The organism is Variovorax sp. SPNA7, assembly GCF_033807855.1.
GTDB classification, from domain to species: domain Bacteria; phylum Pseudomonadota; class Gammaproteobacteria; order Burkholderiales; family Burkholderiaceae_C; genus Variovorax; species Variovorax beijingensis.
The window spans coordinates 897422-911094 of the sequence record NZ_CP138514.1; the positions used below are offsets into that span (position 1 = coordinate 897422).

13 protein-coding genes are annotated in these 13673 nt (G+C 66.7%); 5 read left to right on the forward strand and 8 right to left on the reverse strand.

The features are described from left to right. Position 1: 1 nt before the first annotated feature. From RZE77_RS31955 to RZE77_RS31975, 5 genes are read right to left on the reverse strand one after another with little or no spacing between them, the layout of a single operon-like run. On the reverse strand, positions 2-982 hold the full coding sequence (locus RZE77_RS31955) for a Bug family tripartite tricarboxylate transporter substrate binding protein (RefSeq protein WP_319442693.1): 981 nt from the start codon (positions 980-982) through the stop codon (positions 2-4). A gap of 27 nt (positions 983-1009) precedes the next feature. After that, positions 1010-1813: a shikimate dehydrogenase family protein gene (locus RZE77_RS31960; RefSeq protein WP_319442694.1), complete on the reverse strand. Its 804-nt coding sequence runs from the start codon at positions 1811-1813 to the stop codon at positions 1010-1012. A 4-nt stretch (positions 1814-1817) separates the two neighbouring features. Continuing rightward, entirely contained in the window at positions 1818-2654 is an 837-nt protein-coding gene (locus RZE77_RS31965; RefSeq protein WP_319442695.1) for a carbohydrate ABC transporter permease, read from the reverse strand. Then, positions 2651-3553, reverse strand: a complete 903-nt coding sequence (locus tag RZE77_RS31970; RefSeq protein WP_319442696.1) for a carbohydrate ABC transporter permease — start codon at positions 3551-3553, stop codon at positions 2651-2653. Before RZE77_RS31970 ends, RZE77_RS31965 begins: the two co-directional genes overlap by 4 nt. 25 nt (positions 3554-3578) lie before the next feature. Next, complete coding sequence (locus RZE77_RS31975; RefSeq protein WP_319442697.1) at positions 3579-4946, reverse strand: ABC transporter substrate-binding protein; 1368 nt, start codon at positions 4944-4946, stop codon at positions 3579-3581. 164 nt (positions 4947-5110) lie between these two features. Between RZE77_RS31975 and RZE77_RS31980 the strand changes: the two genes are divergently transcribed. From RZE77_RS31980 to RZE77_RS31995, 4 genes are all read left to right on the forward strand, one after another. Then, positions 5111-5875: a FadR/GntR family transcriptional regulator gene (locus RZE77_RS31980; protein ID WP_319442698.1), complete on the forward strand. Its 765-nt coding sequence runs from the start codon at positions 5111-5113 to the stop codon at positions 5873-5875. A gap of 37 nt (positions 5876-5912) precedes the next feature. Next, positions 5913-7013: an ABC transporter ATP-binding protein gene (locus RZE77_RS31985; protein ID WP_319442699.1), complete on the forward strand. Its 1101-nt coding sequence runs from the start codon at positions 5913-5915 to the stop codon at positions 7011-7013. 44 nt (positions 7014-7057) lie between these two features. After that, positions 7058-8317 (forward strand): alpha/beta hydrolase family protein, encoded by a 1260-nt coding sequence (locus tag RZE77_RS31990; RefSeq protein ID WP_319442700.1) that lies wholly within the window; start codon positions 7058-7060, stop codon positions 8315-8317. 208 nt (positions 8318-8525) lie between these two features. Further along, on the forward strand, positions 8526-10031 hold the full coding sequence (locus RZE77_RS31995; protein WP_319442701.1) for a pre-peptidase C-terminal domain-containing protein: 1506 nt from the start codon (positions 8526-8528) through the stop codon (positions 10029-10031). A gap of 128 nt (positions 10032-10159) precedes the next feature. Here the strand turns inward: RZE77_RS31995 and RZE77_RS32000 are convergent, their stop codons facing one another. After that, positions 10160-10813, reverse strand: coding sequence for a hydrolase (locus RZE77_RS32000; protein WP_319442702.1), 654 nt, complete (start codon positions 10811-10813; stop codon positions 10160-10162). Between the two features lie 171 nt (positions 10814-10984). On the opposite strand from RZE77_RS32000, the gene RZE77_RS32005 reads away from it, so the two are divergent. After that, positions 10985-11893, forward strand: a complete 909-nt coding sequence (locus RZE77_RS32005) for a LysR family transcriptional regulator (RefSeq protein WP_319442703.1) — start codon at positions 10985-10987, stop codon at positions 11891-11893. A gap of 32 nt (positions 11894-11925) precedes the next feature. On the opposite strand, the gene RZE77_RS32010 is transcribed toward RZE77_RS32005, so the two are convergent. Both RZE77_RS32010 and RZE77_RS32015 read right to left on the reverse strand, forming a co-directional pair. Continuing rightward, complete coding sequence (locus RZE77_RS32010) at positions 11926-12909, reverse strand: Bug family tripartite tricarboxylate transporter substrate binding protein (RefSeq protein WP_319442704.1); 984 nt, start codon at positions 12907-12909, stop codon at positions 11926-11928. Positions 12910-12955: 46 nt separating this feature from the next. Next, positions 12956-13666: a ribonuclease activity regulator RraA gene (locus RZE77_RS32015; protein WP_319442705.1), complete on the reverse strand. Its 711-nt coding sequence runs from the start codon at positions 13664-13666 to the stop codon at positions 12956-12958. Positions 13667-13673 lie beyond the last annotated feature (7 nt).

The following is a 13673-nucleotide window of genomic DNA, read 5'->3' on the forward strand; positions in this document are numbered from 1 at the left end:
GTCAATCGATCTTCACGTTGCCGGCCTTGATGACCTCGCCCATCGCGGCGTGGTCGGCCTTCAGGCGCTCGGCGAACGCCTGTGGCGTCGATGAGAGTACATCGAAGCCCTGCTCTTCCAGCGGCTTGCGGAATGCGGGCTCCTTGAGGATCGCAACCATCTCCTTGTGCAGCCGCTCGACCACCGGCGCGGGCGTGCCGCTGCGCACCAGCATGCCGCTCCATGCAAGCTGCACCACGCCGGGCGCGCCGGCCTCGGCCATGGTCGGCACGTTGGGCAGCAGCTTCGAGCGCTGCGTGTCGGCCACGGCCAGCACGCGCACGCGGCCGCCCTTCTCCTGCCCGAGCACGGCCGAGAGGTTGTGGAACATCATCGGGATCTGCCCGCCCATCACGTCGTTGAGCGCGGCGGGCCCGCCCTTGTAGGGCACGTGGATCAGGCGGGTGCCCGTCTTCGCCTCGAACTGCAGCCCCGTGAGGTGCATGGTGTTGCCGTTGCCGGCCGAGCCGAAGCTCATCGTGCCGGGCTCCTTCTTCGCGGCCGCCACCACGTCGGCCACGGTCTTGTAGGGCGTGCCCGCGCCCACCACCAGCACGTTGGGCGTCTGGTTGGTGAGCGTGATCGGCTGGAAGTCCTTCAGCGCGTCGAAGCCCGTGGCCTTGTAGAGGTGCGGGTTCACGGCCAGCGTGCTGATCGAGCCGAAGAAGATGGTGTAGCCGTCGGCCGGCTGGTTGCGCGCCACGTAGGCAGCCGCGATGTTGCCGTTGGCGCCGGGCCGGTTGTCGATGACCACCGGCTGGCCCAGCCGCTGCGACAGCGCCTGGCCGAAGGGCCGCGCGAACTGGTCGGCCGCGCCGCCCGCGGGCTGCGGCACGACCAGCACGATGGGCTTGTGCGGATAGTCGGCCTTGGGCTGCGCCGGCGCGGGTGCGGCGGCGAGCGCCATGGCGGACAGGGCCATCGCGGCCCTTGCGAATTTCATCATGGGGTCTCCTGGATCAAGTGTTGTTCATTCGGCAGTGCCGCGCCAGAACGCGATCTGCGCGGCGACCTGGTGGTCGATCATGGGTTTGCCGCCGACCACCCGCAGCCCGCGCGCGGTGCAGGCGGCCATGAGCTCGGTGTCGCGCGCGGCGATGATGTCGAACAGCGCCGCATCGGCCGGCAGCTGCGCCGGGTCGAAGGGCATCGGGTCGCCCGCGTGCAGGCCGAGCGAGGTGGCGTTGATGGCGAGGCCGGCACGGCCCAGGCCGCCGGCGCGCGTGTCGGCATCGATGCCGGGGTAGGCCTTGCGCAGTTCGGCGCACAGCTGCTCCGCGCGCTCGGCTTCGCGGTTGACGATGTGCAGCTCGCGCACGCCGGCCGCGGCCAGCGCGAAGGCGATGGCGGTGCCCGCACCGCCCGCGCCCACCAGCACCACCGGCCGATCGGTGCTCAGCACGCCGTGTGCGCGTGCCGCGTCGACAAAGCCCACGCCGTCGAAGCTCTCGCCCGACCATTGGCCGTCGGCATCGATGCGCATGGTGTTGACCACGCCGGTGCGCCGCGCCTCGGGTCCGAGGCGCGTGCACAGCGCATGCGCTGCGGCCTTGTGCGGGATCGTGAGGTTCAGGCCCTGCAGGTTGCCCACGCGCGCGAGCTGCGCGACCGTCGCCGCGAAGTCGCCGGGGTGCACGCCCATCGGCACCAGGCACCAGTCGAGGCCGGCGGCGGCGAAGGCCGGGTTGTAGATACGCGGCGCGCGCACATGGTCGACCGGGTGCGCGAGGATCGGCACGAGGCGCGTGGCGCCGCTGAGGTTCGCGGGAATCATCGCCTCAGCCCTTCACCGCACCGGCCGTGAGGCCGCTGACCAGGTAGCGCCGCACCAGCATCGAGAACACCAGCACGGGCGCCATCACCAGCGAGCCGCCGGCGGCGATCTTGCCCCACTCCCAGCCTTCGTAGTTCATGAAGTTGACCACCGCGACCGGCGCGGTGCGCGCATCGGTGCGCGTGAGGATCAGCGCGAAGAAGAAGTCGTTCCAGGCATAGAGGAAGCACAGGATCGCGGTGGCCGCGATGCCCGCGGCCGCCACCGGCATCACGATCTCCATGAACACGGTGGCGTAGCCCGCGCCGTCCATCAGCGCCGCCTCTTCGAGCGAAGCCGGCACGGCGTCGAAGAAGGGCTGCATCATCCAGATCACCAGCGGCAGGTTGAAGGTCATGTAGATGAGGATCAGGCCGGTGCGGGTGTCGAGCAGGCCGAGATACCGATACGCCAGGAAGAACGGGATCGTGAAGGCGATCGGCGGCGCCATGCGCGTCAGCAGGATGCCCAGGCCGAGGCCGAAGCGCCCGCGCCCGGTCCAGCGCGACAGCGCGTAGGCCGCCGGAATGCCGAAGACCAGCGCGAGCAGCGTCGACACGATGCTCGTGACCAGGCTGTTGACGAAGGACTCCGGAAAGCCGGCCTGCCAGAGCCCCACGTAGTGCTCCAGCGTGGGCACGAAGAAGACCCGCGGCGGAAACTCGAGGATCAGCGGCGTCGGCTTGAACGACATCTGCAGCAGCCACAGGAACGGCAGCAGCATCGCGAACAGGACGAGCGGCACGGCCCAGCGCGCGAGCGGCCAGCGCCGGCGCAGCGAACTCCATCGATTGGTGCTCATTCAGTGCCTCCTGCATTGCGGCTCACGCGCATCGCGCCCCAGCTGATCAGCACGGTGGCCGCGAGCAGCACGACGGTGATCGCGCTCGAATAGCCGAGCTCGCCGAAGTTGAAGGCCACGAGATAGGCGTAGTAATTGGTCACCTCCGTCACCGATCCCGGCCCGCCGCCGGTCAACAGGAAGATCAGCGGAAAGGCCTTGATGCTGTCGATCAGCCGGAACAAGGTGCACACCAGCAGCACCGGCGCGATGTACGGCAGCACGATGTGGCCGAACACGCGCCAGGCGTCGGCGCCGTCCATGCGGGCGGCCTCGACGTATTCGGCCGGCAGCGTCTGCAAGGCGGCCAGCACCATCAGGAAGGTGAACGGTGCCCACTCCCAGGTATCGGCGATGACGATGGACCACAGCGCGAAATCGACGTGCGTGGTGAGCGCCGGCAGCGTCACGCCGAGCATGCGCGCGGCCTGGTAGATCGGGCTGATGTCGGGCGTGTAGATCAGCTTCCAGATCACCGCGACGACGATCGGCGGCAGCACCATCGGAATCACGAACAGGTGGCGCAGCGATTTCCAGCGCTCCTGCCCCGAATGCACGAGCAGCGCCAGCCCCGTACCCAGCAGCACCTGCAGCACGACCGTGTAGACCGAGAGGCGCGCCTGCACGCCCAGCGAACCGACGAAGCGCTCGTCGCTGCCCAGCAGCTTGTAGTTGCGCAGCGGCTCCGAGAAGTCGCCCAGCGAGCCCGGGTTCACCAGCGCCCCGGGCGTGAGGCTCGTGACCAGCAGGAAGACGGTGGGCAGCCCCGCCACCACCAGCAGGAACAGCAGGCTCGGCGCCATCGCCATGCGCACGAAGCGGCGCTGCTGCGCCTCGTAGGAGGCACCTTTCACGCTCATTTCTGCACCCTTGGCGCTGCTGCGCTCATACCTTGGCTCCGGCGCGCCGCAGGCTGCCGAGCGCGGCCTCCTGCGCCGTCTTCATGGCATCCGCGGCCGGCGCCTGGCCCGAGACCACGCGCTCCACGGCCTTGTTCACCGCGTCGCCCACCAGCGGAAACTCCTTGACCGTGCGATACGCCATGTAGTTGCGCGTCTTGCCGGGCTGCTCGAGCACTTCGAGGTAGAGCTTGCCGATGTCCTGGCCGTTGATGGTGTTGATGCGCTTGTACTCGGCGCTTTCGATCACCGAGCGCCGGCAGATCGACGGATGCCCGGTGTCCTTCACGATGCGCGCGGTGAGCTCGGGGCTCAGCGCCCACTTGATGAACTCCCAGGCCGCTTCCTTGTTCTTCGCGTTCTTCGGGATGCCGAGCCCCTGGCTGTTGGCAGCGGGAAAGTCGCCCTTCGGCCCGGCCGGCATGCGCACCACGCGCGCGGTGTCCTTCACCTTGCTCTCCGGCGAGCTCAGCATCGCCGTGACCCAGGAACTCGAATGGATGAAGATGTTCGAGCGGCCGCCAATCAGCGCGGCGCGCGCCTGGTCCTCGGTGTAGCCGAGCACGCCCTGCGGGCTGTACTTGGACAGCAGCGTCGAATAGAAGCCCGCCGCCTGCACCGCCGCGGCCGAGTCGAGCGTGGGCTTGATGTCCGCGGGCGGATTCGCGAACAGGTCGCCGCCGAAGCCATGGATGTACGGCGGCAGGAACCAGTGGTGCAGGTTGGAGCTCACGAAGCCCGTGACGCCGTCCTGGCCGTGCACCGCCTCGCAGACCTTCATCAGCTCGTCGAAGGTCTGCGGCGCCTCGACCCCGCGCTTCTTCATCAGGTCGGTGCGGCTCATGCCCATGAGCATCGCGCCGCCTTCCCATGCGAAGCCGTAGGCCTTGCCGGCCTTGTCGAGGTACGGCAGTTGCGCGCCCTTGACAAAGTCGTCCGGGTTCCAGCTGGCGGGCGTGAGCTTGCGGTCGGCGGCGAAATCGCTCAGGTTCGCGAGCAGGCCGGCCGCGACCCAGCGCGCGGCAAGGATGAAGGTGACGTTGCAGAAATCCCAGGCACTGCCGCCCGAAGACAGCTCCAGGTCGGCCTGCTGGTTGTAGACCGGAAAGGCCGACAGCTGAAGGTCGACCGTCATGCCGGTCTGCTGCTCGAACTCCGGGATGTACTTGCGCAGGATGTTGAAGAAGCCGTGCTGGTACGCCGCGCCGCGCAGCTTGAGGCCGGCAAAGGGCTTGGCTTGCGCGATGGCGGGAAAGGCCAGCGCACTGCCGGCGCCGGCCACCGCCGTGGCGGCCGCGGCCTTGATCAACCGGCGGCGCTGCGTGTCGACAGCGGGGGTTTGCAGGAGGCTCATGCTTGTCTCTCTTTCGATCAGAATCACGCGGCGCAACGAGGGCGTCCGGCATGTTCAACTTGCTCGTGGAAGCGAATATGACAGACAAATAAGATTCTACTGATCATGGAAAACCCGGAACTTCGTACACCACCAGCCCATATAAGCTCATTACACCGATAAATATGTCAGACCATAAAACCAAAACGCTGAAGAAACCCGCCACTGCGGACGCGCCTGCCCGGCGCGGCCCGCTGGCCGTGACGGAGGCGCTCGCACGGCGCGTGATCGGCGGCGAATGGGATGACGAATCGACGCTGCCGACCGAGGTCGAGCTGGCCGAGCAGCTGGGCGTGGCCCGCACCTCCGTGCGCGAGGCGCTGACCCGGCTGAAGGCCAAGGGCCTGCTCGCGTCGCGTCAGAAAGCCGGCACGCGGGTGCTGCCGCGCATGCAATGGAACATGCTCGACGAGGACGTGCTGCGCTGGACCTGGTCGGGCCACGACCGGGCGCAGATGGCGCAGCACCTGATGCAGCTGCGGCGCATCGTCGAACCCGCCGCCTGCGAGATCGCGGCCGCCTCGGCGCCCGACGCAGCCATCGCCGCGGTCGAGCGCGCGTACCGCCTGATGGACGCCGCCGGCATGGACCCGGTGGCCTACGCCGGGCCGGACCTGAGCTTTCACCAGGCCATCCTCAGCGCCACCGGCAATCCGTTCCTGGTGGCCTTCGGCGCCACCATCGAAGCGGCGCTGCGCATGTCCTTCGAGCTGTCGACGCGCCAGCCCGGCGCGCCGCGCAAGAGCCTGCCGATGCACCGCGCGGTGCTCGACCAGATCTGGGCCCGCAAGCCGGCCGCGGCGCGCAAGGCCATGGAAGAGCTGCTCGGCCTCACCGAATCGAACATCCAGCGCGGGGTCGCCAGGTCCGGCGCCACGCCGCCGGCCTGAAGACCCCTCCCTTCCTTATCAGCAGCAACCCACCACCATGGCAGAGATCCAACTCCAATCCATCAGCAAGCGCTTCGGCGATGTCGAGGTGATCCCCGGCATCGATCTCACCATGCCCGACGGCCAGGTCACGGTGCTGCTCGGGCCGTCGGGCTGCGGCAAGTCGACCTTGCTGCGCATGATCGCGGGGCTGGAGACGCCGAGCGGCGGCGAGGTGCTCGTCGGCGGCCGCGTGGTGAACGATGTGCCTCCCGCCGAGCGCGGCTGCGCGCTGGTGTTCCAGAACTACGCGCTCTATCCGCACAAGACGGTGCGGCAGAACCTCGCCTTTCCATTGCGCATGGCCAAGGCCACGGCCGCCGAGCAGGAGCGCAGCGTGGACGAGATCGCGCACAAGCTCGAGCTCACGCCGCTGCTGGAGCGCTATCCGCGCCAGCTCTCGGGCGGCCAGCGCCAGCGCGTGGCGATGGGCCGCGCGATGATCCGCAAGCCCGAGGTGTTCCTCTACGACGAGCCGCTGTCGAACCTCGACCTCGAGCTGCGCGTGAAGCTGCGCCTGGAGATCGCGCGCATGCAGCGCACGCTGAAGGCCACCGCCGTCTACGTGACGCACGACCAGACCGAGGCCATGACGCTGGCCGACCAGATCGTGGTGCTGCGCAAGGGCCGCATCGAGCAGGTGGGCTCGCCGCTCGCGCTGTACCGCTCGCCCGCCAACCTGTTCGTGGCGGGCTTCATCGGCACGCCGCGCATGAATTTCTTCAAGATCGATGCCGCGCAGGCCGATGCGAACGGCACGCTGCTGCGGCTAGGCGATGCCCGCGTGCAGATCCCGCGCCACGTGCCGGGCCAGCCCACCACGCTGGGCTTTCGCGCCGAGCAGGCCCGCATCGGCGAACCTGCGCCCGGCGAAGTGCTGCTCGAACTGCAGGGCTGCGAAACGCTGGCGGTCGAGCAGCTGGGCGATCGCGCCTACTGCTATCTGCGCTCGTCGCTGGGCGAGCTGGTGCTCATGGCGCCCGATGCCGCGGCGGATCTCTCGGGCACCCTGCGCCTGGCCATCGCGCCGGCCTCGCTTCATTTCTTCGATGCCGAGGGTATGGCCCTGGGCAGCGAGGAGCGGCGGCTTGCGGCTTGAAGGTCGCGGGCGCTTGATCGCTCGACCCTGGCTGACAATGACGCATGACCGACGAACGAGAGAACTCAGCAGCCTGGCCCGAATTCATGAGTGCCTTGGAGCCGGAGGCATCGGAGAGCACGGTGGCTGCGGTCGCGCCGACAGACCTTGTCGTACTGACACCATCGAACGATCTTCCGGCTTCGGTCTCGGCGTGGTCCGGGGAATGGTCAGGATGGGCTGGCCAAGGACGCAGCCACGACGTCAAGCTCATCGTCGAGAGCCTCTCATTGCACACGGCCACGATCGTGTGCGCGCGAGCGTCCGATGCCCAGGGTGCTTCCAGCGAACGCGTGCTTGCTCGAATTCGCGGGAGCGAAGTTCTGGGCCGCCTGGCAAATGGTGCGGACGTCCGATTTCGAATGAGAAATCCAGATGTCGTCGAGCTTCTGTCGCGCGAGCCGGACGGCCGCTGGATTGCCGGGGTCCTGTCTCGGCAGAGTGCCGACGAGCAACGGCGCATCAGCGAGCGCGTACCCATCGCATTGTTCGAACGTGGCGAGCAAGTCACGCTCGAGATGGTGACGTTCAAGCCGGCCGGACCGGGTCCTTTTCCGACGCTCGTGTTCAATCACGGTTCGACCGGTAGTGGAAACGATCCGTCGCTCTTTGCCAGCACGGTGACCAGCCCGGCACTGGCGAAGTATTTCAACGATCGGGGCTGGATGGTCGTATTCCCACAGCGACGCGGGCGCGGGAAGTCCAGTGGCCTTTACGACGAGGGCTTCGAACCGGATCGGTCGCGGTACTCCGACGACCCTCGATATGCTCTTGCGGGTTTCGAGCACGCGCTGGCAGACGTGGCGTGCATCGTCGAGCACTTGCTTTCGAGGGCTGACGTGGACAGTGAACGCCTGCTCATCGGTGGCCACTCCCGAGGAGCCTTCCTTGCGTTGGCATGTGCCGGCGCACGGCCGGCGCTTTTTGGCGGAGTCATCAATTTCGTGGGCGGCTGGGTCGATGAGCACGGACCGGCATCCGAGATGATCAATCAAGCAATTGCCAGGAGGGGAGCAACATTTTCCGGACCGACCATATGGATGTATGCGGAGAACGATCCGTTCTACAGCGTTGCCCACAGCCGCGAGAACTTTCATGCGTTCGAAGCTGCCGGTGGTCAGGGTCGGTTTCATGTGCTCGAAACATTGCCGGGGCAGGCTGGCCACCACGTCGTTTCCCTGACGAGCCTTTGGGGGACCGTCGTAGATGGCTTTCTTCAACGGCTCCATCCGGCGAATGCCCTTTCAGGAAGTCCAGCCAGATGAGCGAAGCCGTGCTACCCGCAACGCGTACACGACCTGCTTTGCTGCACTGAGATCGCGGTTCGAACTACCCGTGCACTGCCGCTGCCGAAAAGGCCTACGCAGAGGCCGATGGCAACTTAACTCTACGTTGACAACTTCATCGACGCCGACATCATGTCCTGCGGATCGAGGGGCGCACTCTGATGCCAACTGGGGAAAGAAGGAAGCCATGCCTCATACCTTGCTGCGACGACTTTTGATGTCATTGGGCTGCCTGTCGGGACTTGCCGCTGCTCCTCTGGGGCAGGCCGCGCCGCTCGGCGATCCCGTCATGGTGAATACCGCCACGGCCGGCAATCAGCGTCCGATCTACTTCTCCGCAGGATCGAACGGAGAAAAACTTCTGATCTGGTTCGACGCCGCAGCAAACACCACCTACGCTCAAAGAATAAGGTCGTCAGGAACACCTTATCTGACAAGACACCAGATCCAGGCGCCTCCCGCCTATGCGAACTTTTCGGTTGATCGCGCCGGCAACTTCGTCTTCGGAAGCCACCCCGGAAGAGTCATGGCTTATGACAGAAACGGCAATCTGCTCTCCAGTTTTCAAACGACTCCGGATTCATCGAGCACGGTCGCCAGCATGGATACGGATGGCAATATCACTGCAGCCTACTCGCGCTCGGCCTCGGAAGGCGCGCCTCGGACGATCGCAATCAGGCGATTCAATACCAGCGGAGTTCCCATCAGTCCTGAAGTCATCGTTGCATCGGATGCCCCGGACAAGCTCTCCGGCCCCAGTTCGATTGCAACTGACGATGCAGGAAACATCGCATTGTCATTTGCGACCAGACCCGGTCCTACGGCAAACCAATCCAACATCATGATCCAGCGCTTCAGCCGCGCAGGTGTTGCGTTGACTCCGCCACTTGTCGTGAGCGCCATCCGATCGATATACAGTTCAGGCGGCCGCATTGCCATGGACCCCGGCGGAAAATCCGTCATCACCTGGAGCGCTTCCCAGGATGACAACTACACCTGGAACATCTACGCCCGGCCCTATGACGCGAATGGCAACCCCACCGGATTGGTGCGAGTCAACCAACGCATCCACGAAGGCGAACCCGAGCCGAATCCGGGGGTTGCAGAGAATGGAGATTTTGTCGTTTCATGGATTGCATCGAGCGGCGTTGTCGGTGGCCCCCAAAGCTCTACGTTGGCGGCCAGGCAATTTCGCAGCGATGGAACTCCGATTACCGATGAATTTCGAGTCGACCCGCCGCAACCCCAATTTGGAGCCGGCCCGCTGCTGGCAATGGACCCGGTGGGAAATTTTGCAGTGACATGGCTCAGCACCTCTGCCGAGACCGGATGGGACGTCATGGTGCGCTCCTTCAAGATGGACACCCGGCCGCCCCTTGTGCAGCTCCTGAACAACCAGGCCGTCCAAGGCCTGGCTGGAGGCACCGACAGCTGGAGCTATTACAGGATCACGGTCCCCCCCGGTGTCGCGCAGCTGAACATCAACATGGCCGGCCCCGTCGGCGGTGGGGATGGCGACATGTACGTCCGCCTCGGCGCGCTCCCGTCGCTGACGGCCTGGGACTATCGCCCCTACGTCAACGGCAGCAACGAAGCCATCGCGATCAGCAATCCCCTGCCTGGTGACTTCTACATCGCGATCCACGGGCGCAGCGCGTACTCGTCGGTCGGCCTGACCGCCAGCTACCACTGAGGCTCGCCTGGCCACGCCCAGGCGTTCGCCTCCGTGAACTCGTCTTCCCGCCAGCCCGACCGCTTCACCGCGGCAAGTAAACGGCACGGCGCTTCATGGCCGCCTTCCTTCTTTTTTTAATCTCTTGCTCAGCCTTCGTGCGCGCCGAACATGGTCTTGGCGTAGGTCACGCCCAAGCCGTAGGCGCCGCCCACCTTCCTGGCGATGCCGGTGGTCAGCTCGTAGGTGTCCGTGCGGGCCCAGTCGCGCTGCAGCTCGAGCAGGTACTGCAGCGAGGTCATCGGCTGCGCGCCGGCCTGCACCATGCGGTCCATCGCGCGGTTGTGCGCCTCGGCCGAGACGTCGCCGCAGGCATCGGCGATCACATAGACCTCGAAGCCCTGGTCGATGGCCGACAGCGCCGGGCCGACGATGCACACGCCGGTCCAGAGGCCGGACAGCACAATGCGCTTCTTTCCGATCTCGTTCACGCGGTCGATCACCGCGGCGTCTTCCCAGGTGTTCATCGAGGTGCGGTCGAGCATCTTCTGGCCCGGGAAGGCGTCGGTGATCTCGCTGAACATCGGGCCCGAGAAGCTCTTCTCGGCCACCGTGGTCAGGATGGTCGGCACCTTGAAGCCGGCCGCGGCCTGCGCCACGAGCGCGGCGTTGTTGCGCAGGTTCACTGCATCGATCGAGTGCGTGGCAAAGGCCATCTGCGACTGGAAGTCGATCATCACCAGCGTGTGGTCGTTGGGGGTGAGCAGCTTGGCGCCGGCGGTGGGGGTGGCTTGGATGGACATGGAAAGCTCCTTCGGGGTTGAGTGGATGTTCGATTCGATTCACAATTGCTTTCGGAGAAAATCTCCCTGGCATGGGCTGAATCATCGAGCCCCGTTCATGCGTCATCGACGAAACTTTTCACAAGCAATGATCGAAGTTTTCGATCATTCTTTTCCACCGGAAACTGCCACGTGCTCAAGCTCAGCCTGGAAGCCATCGAGGTCGTTGACGCCATTGCGCGCCACGGCTCCTTCGCCGCCGCCGCCGCGCGCCTGAACAAGGTGCCCTCCACCATCTCGTACGCGGTGGGCAAGCTGGAGGAGCAGCTGGGCATGCTGCTGTTCGAGCGCAACGGCCCGCGCGTGACCCTCACCAGCGCCGGCGAGGAAATGCTCAAGGAAGGCCGCTGGCTGCTCAGCGCCGCGAGCGACCTCGAATCGCGCATGCGGCAGATCGCCACCGGCTACGAGTCGGAGCTGCGGCTGGTGCACGACTCGCTCATTCCCACCGAGGCGCTCATCGGCGACATCCGCGCCTTCGAGGAGCTGCGCTGCGGCACGCGGCTGCGCGTGGGCTGCGAGGCGCTCACGGGCAGCTGGGAGGCGCTGCGCGAAGGCCGCGCCGACATCGTCATTGCCGCGGGCGAAGGCCCGGCCGGCGGCGGCTACCAGGCCGTGACCGTGGGCAGCCTGGAGTTCGCGTTCTGCGTGGCGCCCACGCATCCGCTCACGCGCCTGGTCCGGCCGCTGCAGCGCGGCGACCTGCTGGAGTGCAACGCCATCGTGGTGGGCGACAGCGCGCGCACGCTGTCGGACCGCACGGTGGGCCTGCTCGCGGGCCAGCCGCGCATCACCGTGCCGTCGATGGCCGCGAAGATCGCCTGCCAGGTGGCCGGGCTGGGCCATGGCTTCCTGCCGCGCGCCTGCGTCACGAACGAGCTCAAGCGCGGCACGCTGGTGGAACTGCCGACCGAAGAGCCGCGCGCGCCCGAGGCCTTCTGGCTCGCGTGGAAGACCAACGCGCAGGGCCAGGCGCTGCGCTGGTGGCGGGAGCGCATGAACCGCACGCTGGTGCCGGCGCTGCTGCCGCGCTCGCGCTGAACGGCCCGCCCCGGCAGGAGGCCGGGATTTCTTCAGTCGGCGGTCGCGCCCGACTTCTTCACCAGCTCGGCCCAGCGCGGGATCTCGCGCGCCATGTGGTCGCGCAGTTCCTGGGGCGTGCTGCCGACGATCTCCATGGCCAGCTGCCCCGAGAGCTTGGCCTGCACGTCGGGCTGCTTCAGCGCCTTGACGATCTCGGCATTCAAACGCTGCACGATGGGCTTGGGCGTGCCTTTGGGCGCATACACCGCCTGCCACGACGACATCTCGAAGCCCGGCACGCCCGACTCGATCATGGTCGGCAGTTCGGGCACCAGCGCGATGCGCTGACCGGTGGTCACGGCCAGCAGCTTGAGCCGGCCGCTCTTGACGAGCGGCAGCGCGGCCGTCACCTGGTCGAACATGAAGGGCACCAGGCCCGACGCGACGTCGGTCATGGCGGGCGGCGTGCCCTTGTAGGGCACGTGCGTGAGCTTCACGCCGATCATGTCGGCGAACATCTCGCCCGCCAGGTGCGTCGAGGTGCCGGCGCCGGACGACGCGAAGGTGCGCTTGGACTCGTCCTTCTTGAGTAGCGCGATGAGCTCGGCCACCGAGTTCACGCCGAGCTGGCTGTTGACGATCAGCACGTTGGGCAGCCGGCCGACCAGCGACACGGGCTCGAAGTCCTTCATGGGGTCGTAGGGCAGCTTCTTGTAGAGGCTGGCGTTGATGGCGTGCGTGCTGATGGTGCCGCCGAACAGCGTGTAGCCGTCCGGCGCGGCCTTGGCCACGTAGGCCGCGCCGATGCCGCCGGCCTGCCCCGGCTTGTTGTCCACCACCACCGACTGGTGAAGGCTCTCCTGCAGCTTGTTCGACAGGATGCGGCCCACGATGTCGGTGGAGCCGCCGGCGGTGAAGGGCACGACGTAGGTGATGGTCTTGGCGGCGGGCCATTCGGCCTGCGCGAGGGCAGCGGCCGGGGCCAAGCTGAGTGCGGCGAACAAAAGGCCCGCGGCGCGTGGAATGAAGGGCATGGTGTTGTCTCTGTTGTCGTTGGTCGTCGTCGGAAAAAAACCGGCCTCAGCGCCCGCGGGCCTCGCGCCAGGCCGCGAACTCGGTGCGGCTTTGCTCGTCGGTCGGCGGATAGAGGCCGAGGATGGAGCGGCCTTCGAGCACCTTCTCCTGCACGAAGTCCTCGAAGACGGTCATCTCGGTGGCCTCGGCCGCAACCTCGTCGGCCATGGCCGCCGGAATCACGATGACGCCTTCGGCATCGCCCACCACCACGTCGCCGGGCCACACGGCCACGTCGCCGCAGCCGATCGGCACGTTGATGTCGATCGCCTGGTGCAACGTGAGGTTGGTGGGCGCGCTCGGGCGCTGGTGGTAGGCGGGAAAGCCGAGCTTCGCGATGTCGGGGCTGTCGCGAAAGCCGCCGTCGGTGACCACACCGGCCACGCCGCGCTTCATGAGCCGGCTCACCAGGATGCCGCCGGCCGAGGCGGCGCGCGCGTCCTTGCGGCTGTCCATCAGCAGCACCGCGCCCACCGGGCACTGCTCCACGGCCTGGCGCTGCGGATGGTTGCGGTCGTTGAACACGGTGATCGGATTCAGGTCCTCGCGCGCCGGCATGTAGCGCAGCGTGAAGGCCTCGCCGACCATGTTGGGCAGGCTCGGATCGAGCGGATGCACGTCCTGGATGAACTGGTTGCGCAGTCCGCGCTTGAACAGCGCCGTGCACAGGGTGGCGGTGCTGACCTTCATCAGCTTCTCGCGAGTATTGGGATTCACGTCGTCG

Excerpts from the sequence above, each read along its gene's own strand:
- RZE77_RS31955 (WP_319442693.1), bottom strand. The coding sequence starts at position 982 with ATGAAATTCGCAAGGGCCGCGATGGCCCTGTCCGCCATGGCGCTCGCC.
- RZE77_RS31960 (WP_319442694.1), bottom strand. The coding sequence starts at position 1,813 with ATGATTCCCGCGAACCTCAGCGGCGCCACGCGCCTCGTGCCGATCCTC.
- RZE77_RS31965 (WP_319442695.1), bottom strand. The coding sequence starts at position 2,654 with ATGAGCACCAATCGATGGAGTTCGCTGCGCCGGCGCTGGCCGCTCGCG.
- RZE77_RS31970 (WP_319442696.1), bottom strand. The coding sequence starts at position 3,553 with ATGAGCGTGAAAGGTGCCTCCTACGAGGCGCAGCAGCGCCGCTTCGTG.
- RZE77_RS31975 (WP_319442697.1), bottom strand. The coding sequence starts at position 4,946 with ATGAGCCTCCTGCAAACCCCCGCTGTCGACACGCAGCGCCGCCGGTTG.
- RZE77_RS31980 (WP_319442698.1), top strand. The coding sequence starts at position 5,111 with ATGTCAGACCATAAAACCAAAACGCTGAAGAAACCCGCCACTGCGGAC.
- RZE77_RS31985 (WP_319442699.1), top strand. The coding sequence starts at position 5,913 with ATGGCAGAGATCCAACTCCAATCCATCAGCAAGCGCTTCGGCGATGTC.
- RZE77_RS31990 (WP_319442700.1), top strand. The coding sequence starts at position 7,058 with ATGACCGACGAACGAGAGAACTCAGCAGCCTGGCCCGAATTCATGAGT.
- RZE77_RS31995 (WP_319442701.1), top strand. The coding sequence starts at position 8,526 with ATGCCTCATACCTTGCTGCGACGACTTTTGATGTCATTGGGCTGCCTG.
- RZE77_RS32000 (WP_319442702.1), bottom strand. The coding sequence starts at position 10,813 with ATGTCCATCCAAGCCACCCCCACCGCCGGCGCCAAGCTGCTCACCCCC.
- RZE77_RS32010 (WP_319442704.1), bottom strand. The coding sequence starts at position 12,909 with ATGCCCTTCATTCCACGCGCCGCGGGCCTTTTGTTCGCCGCACTCAGC.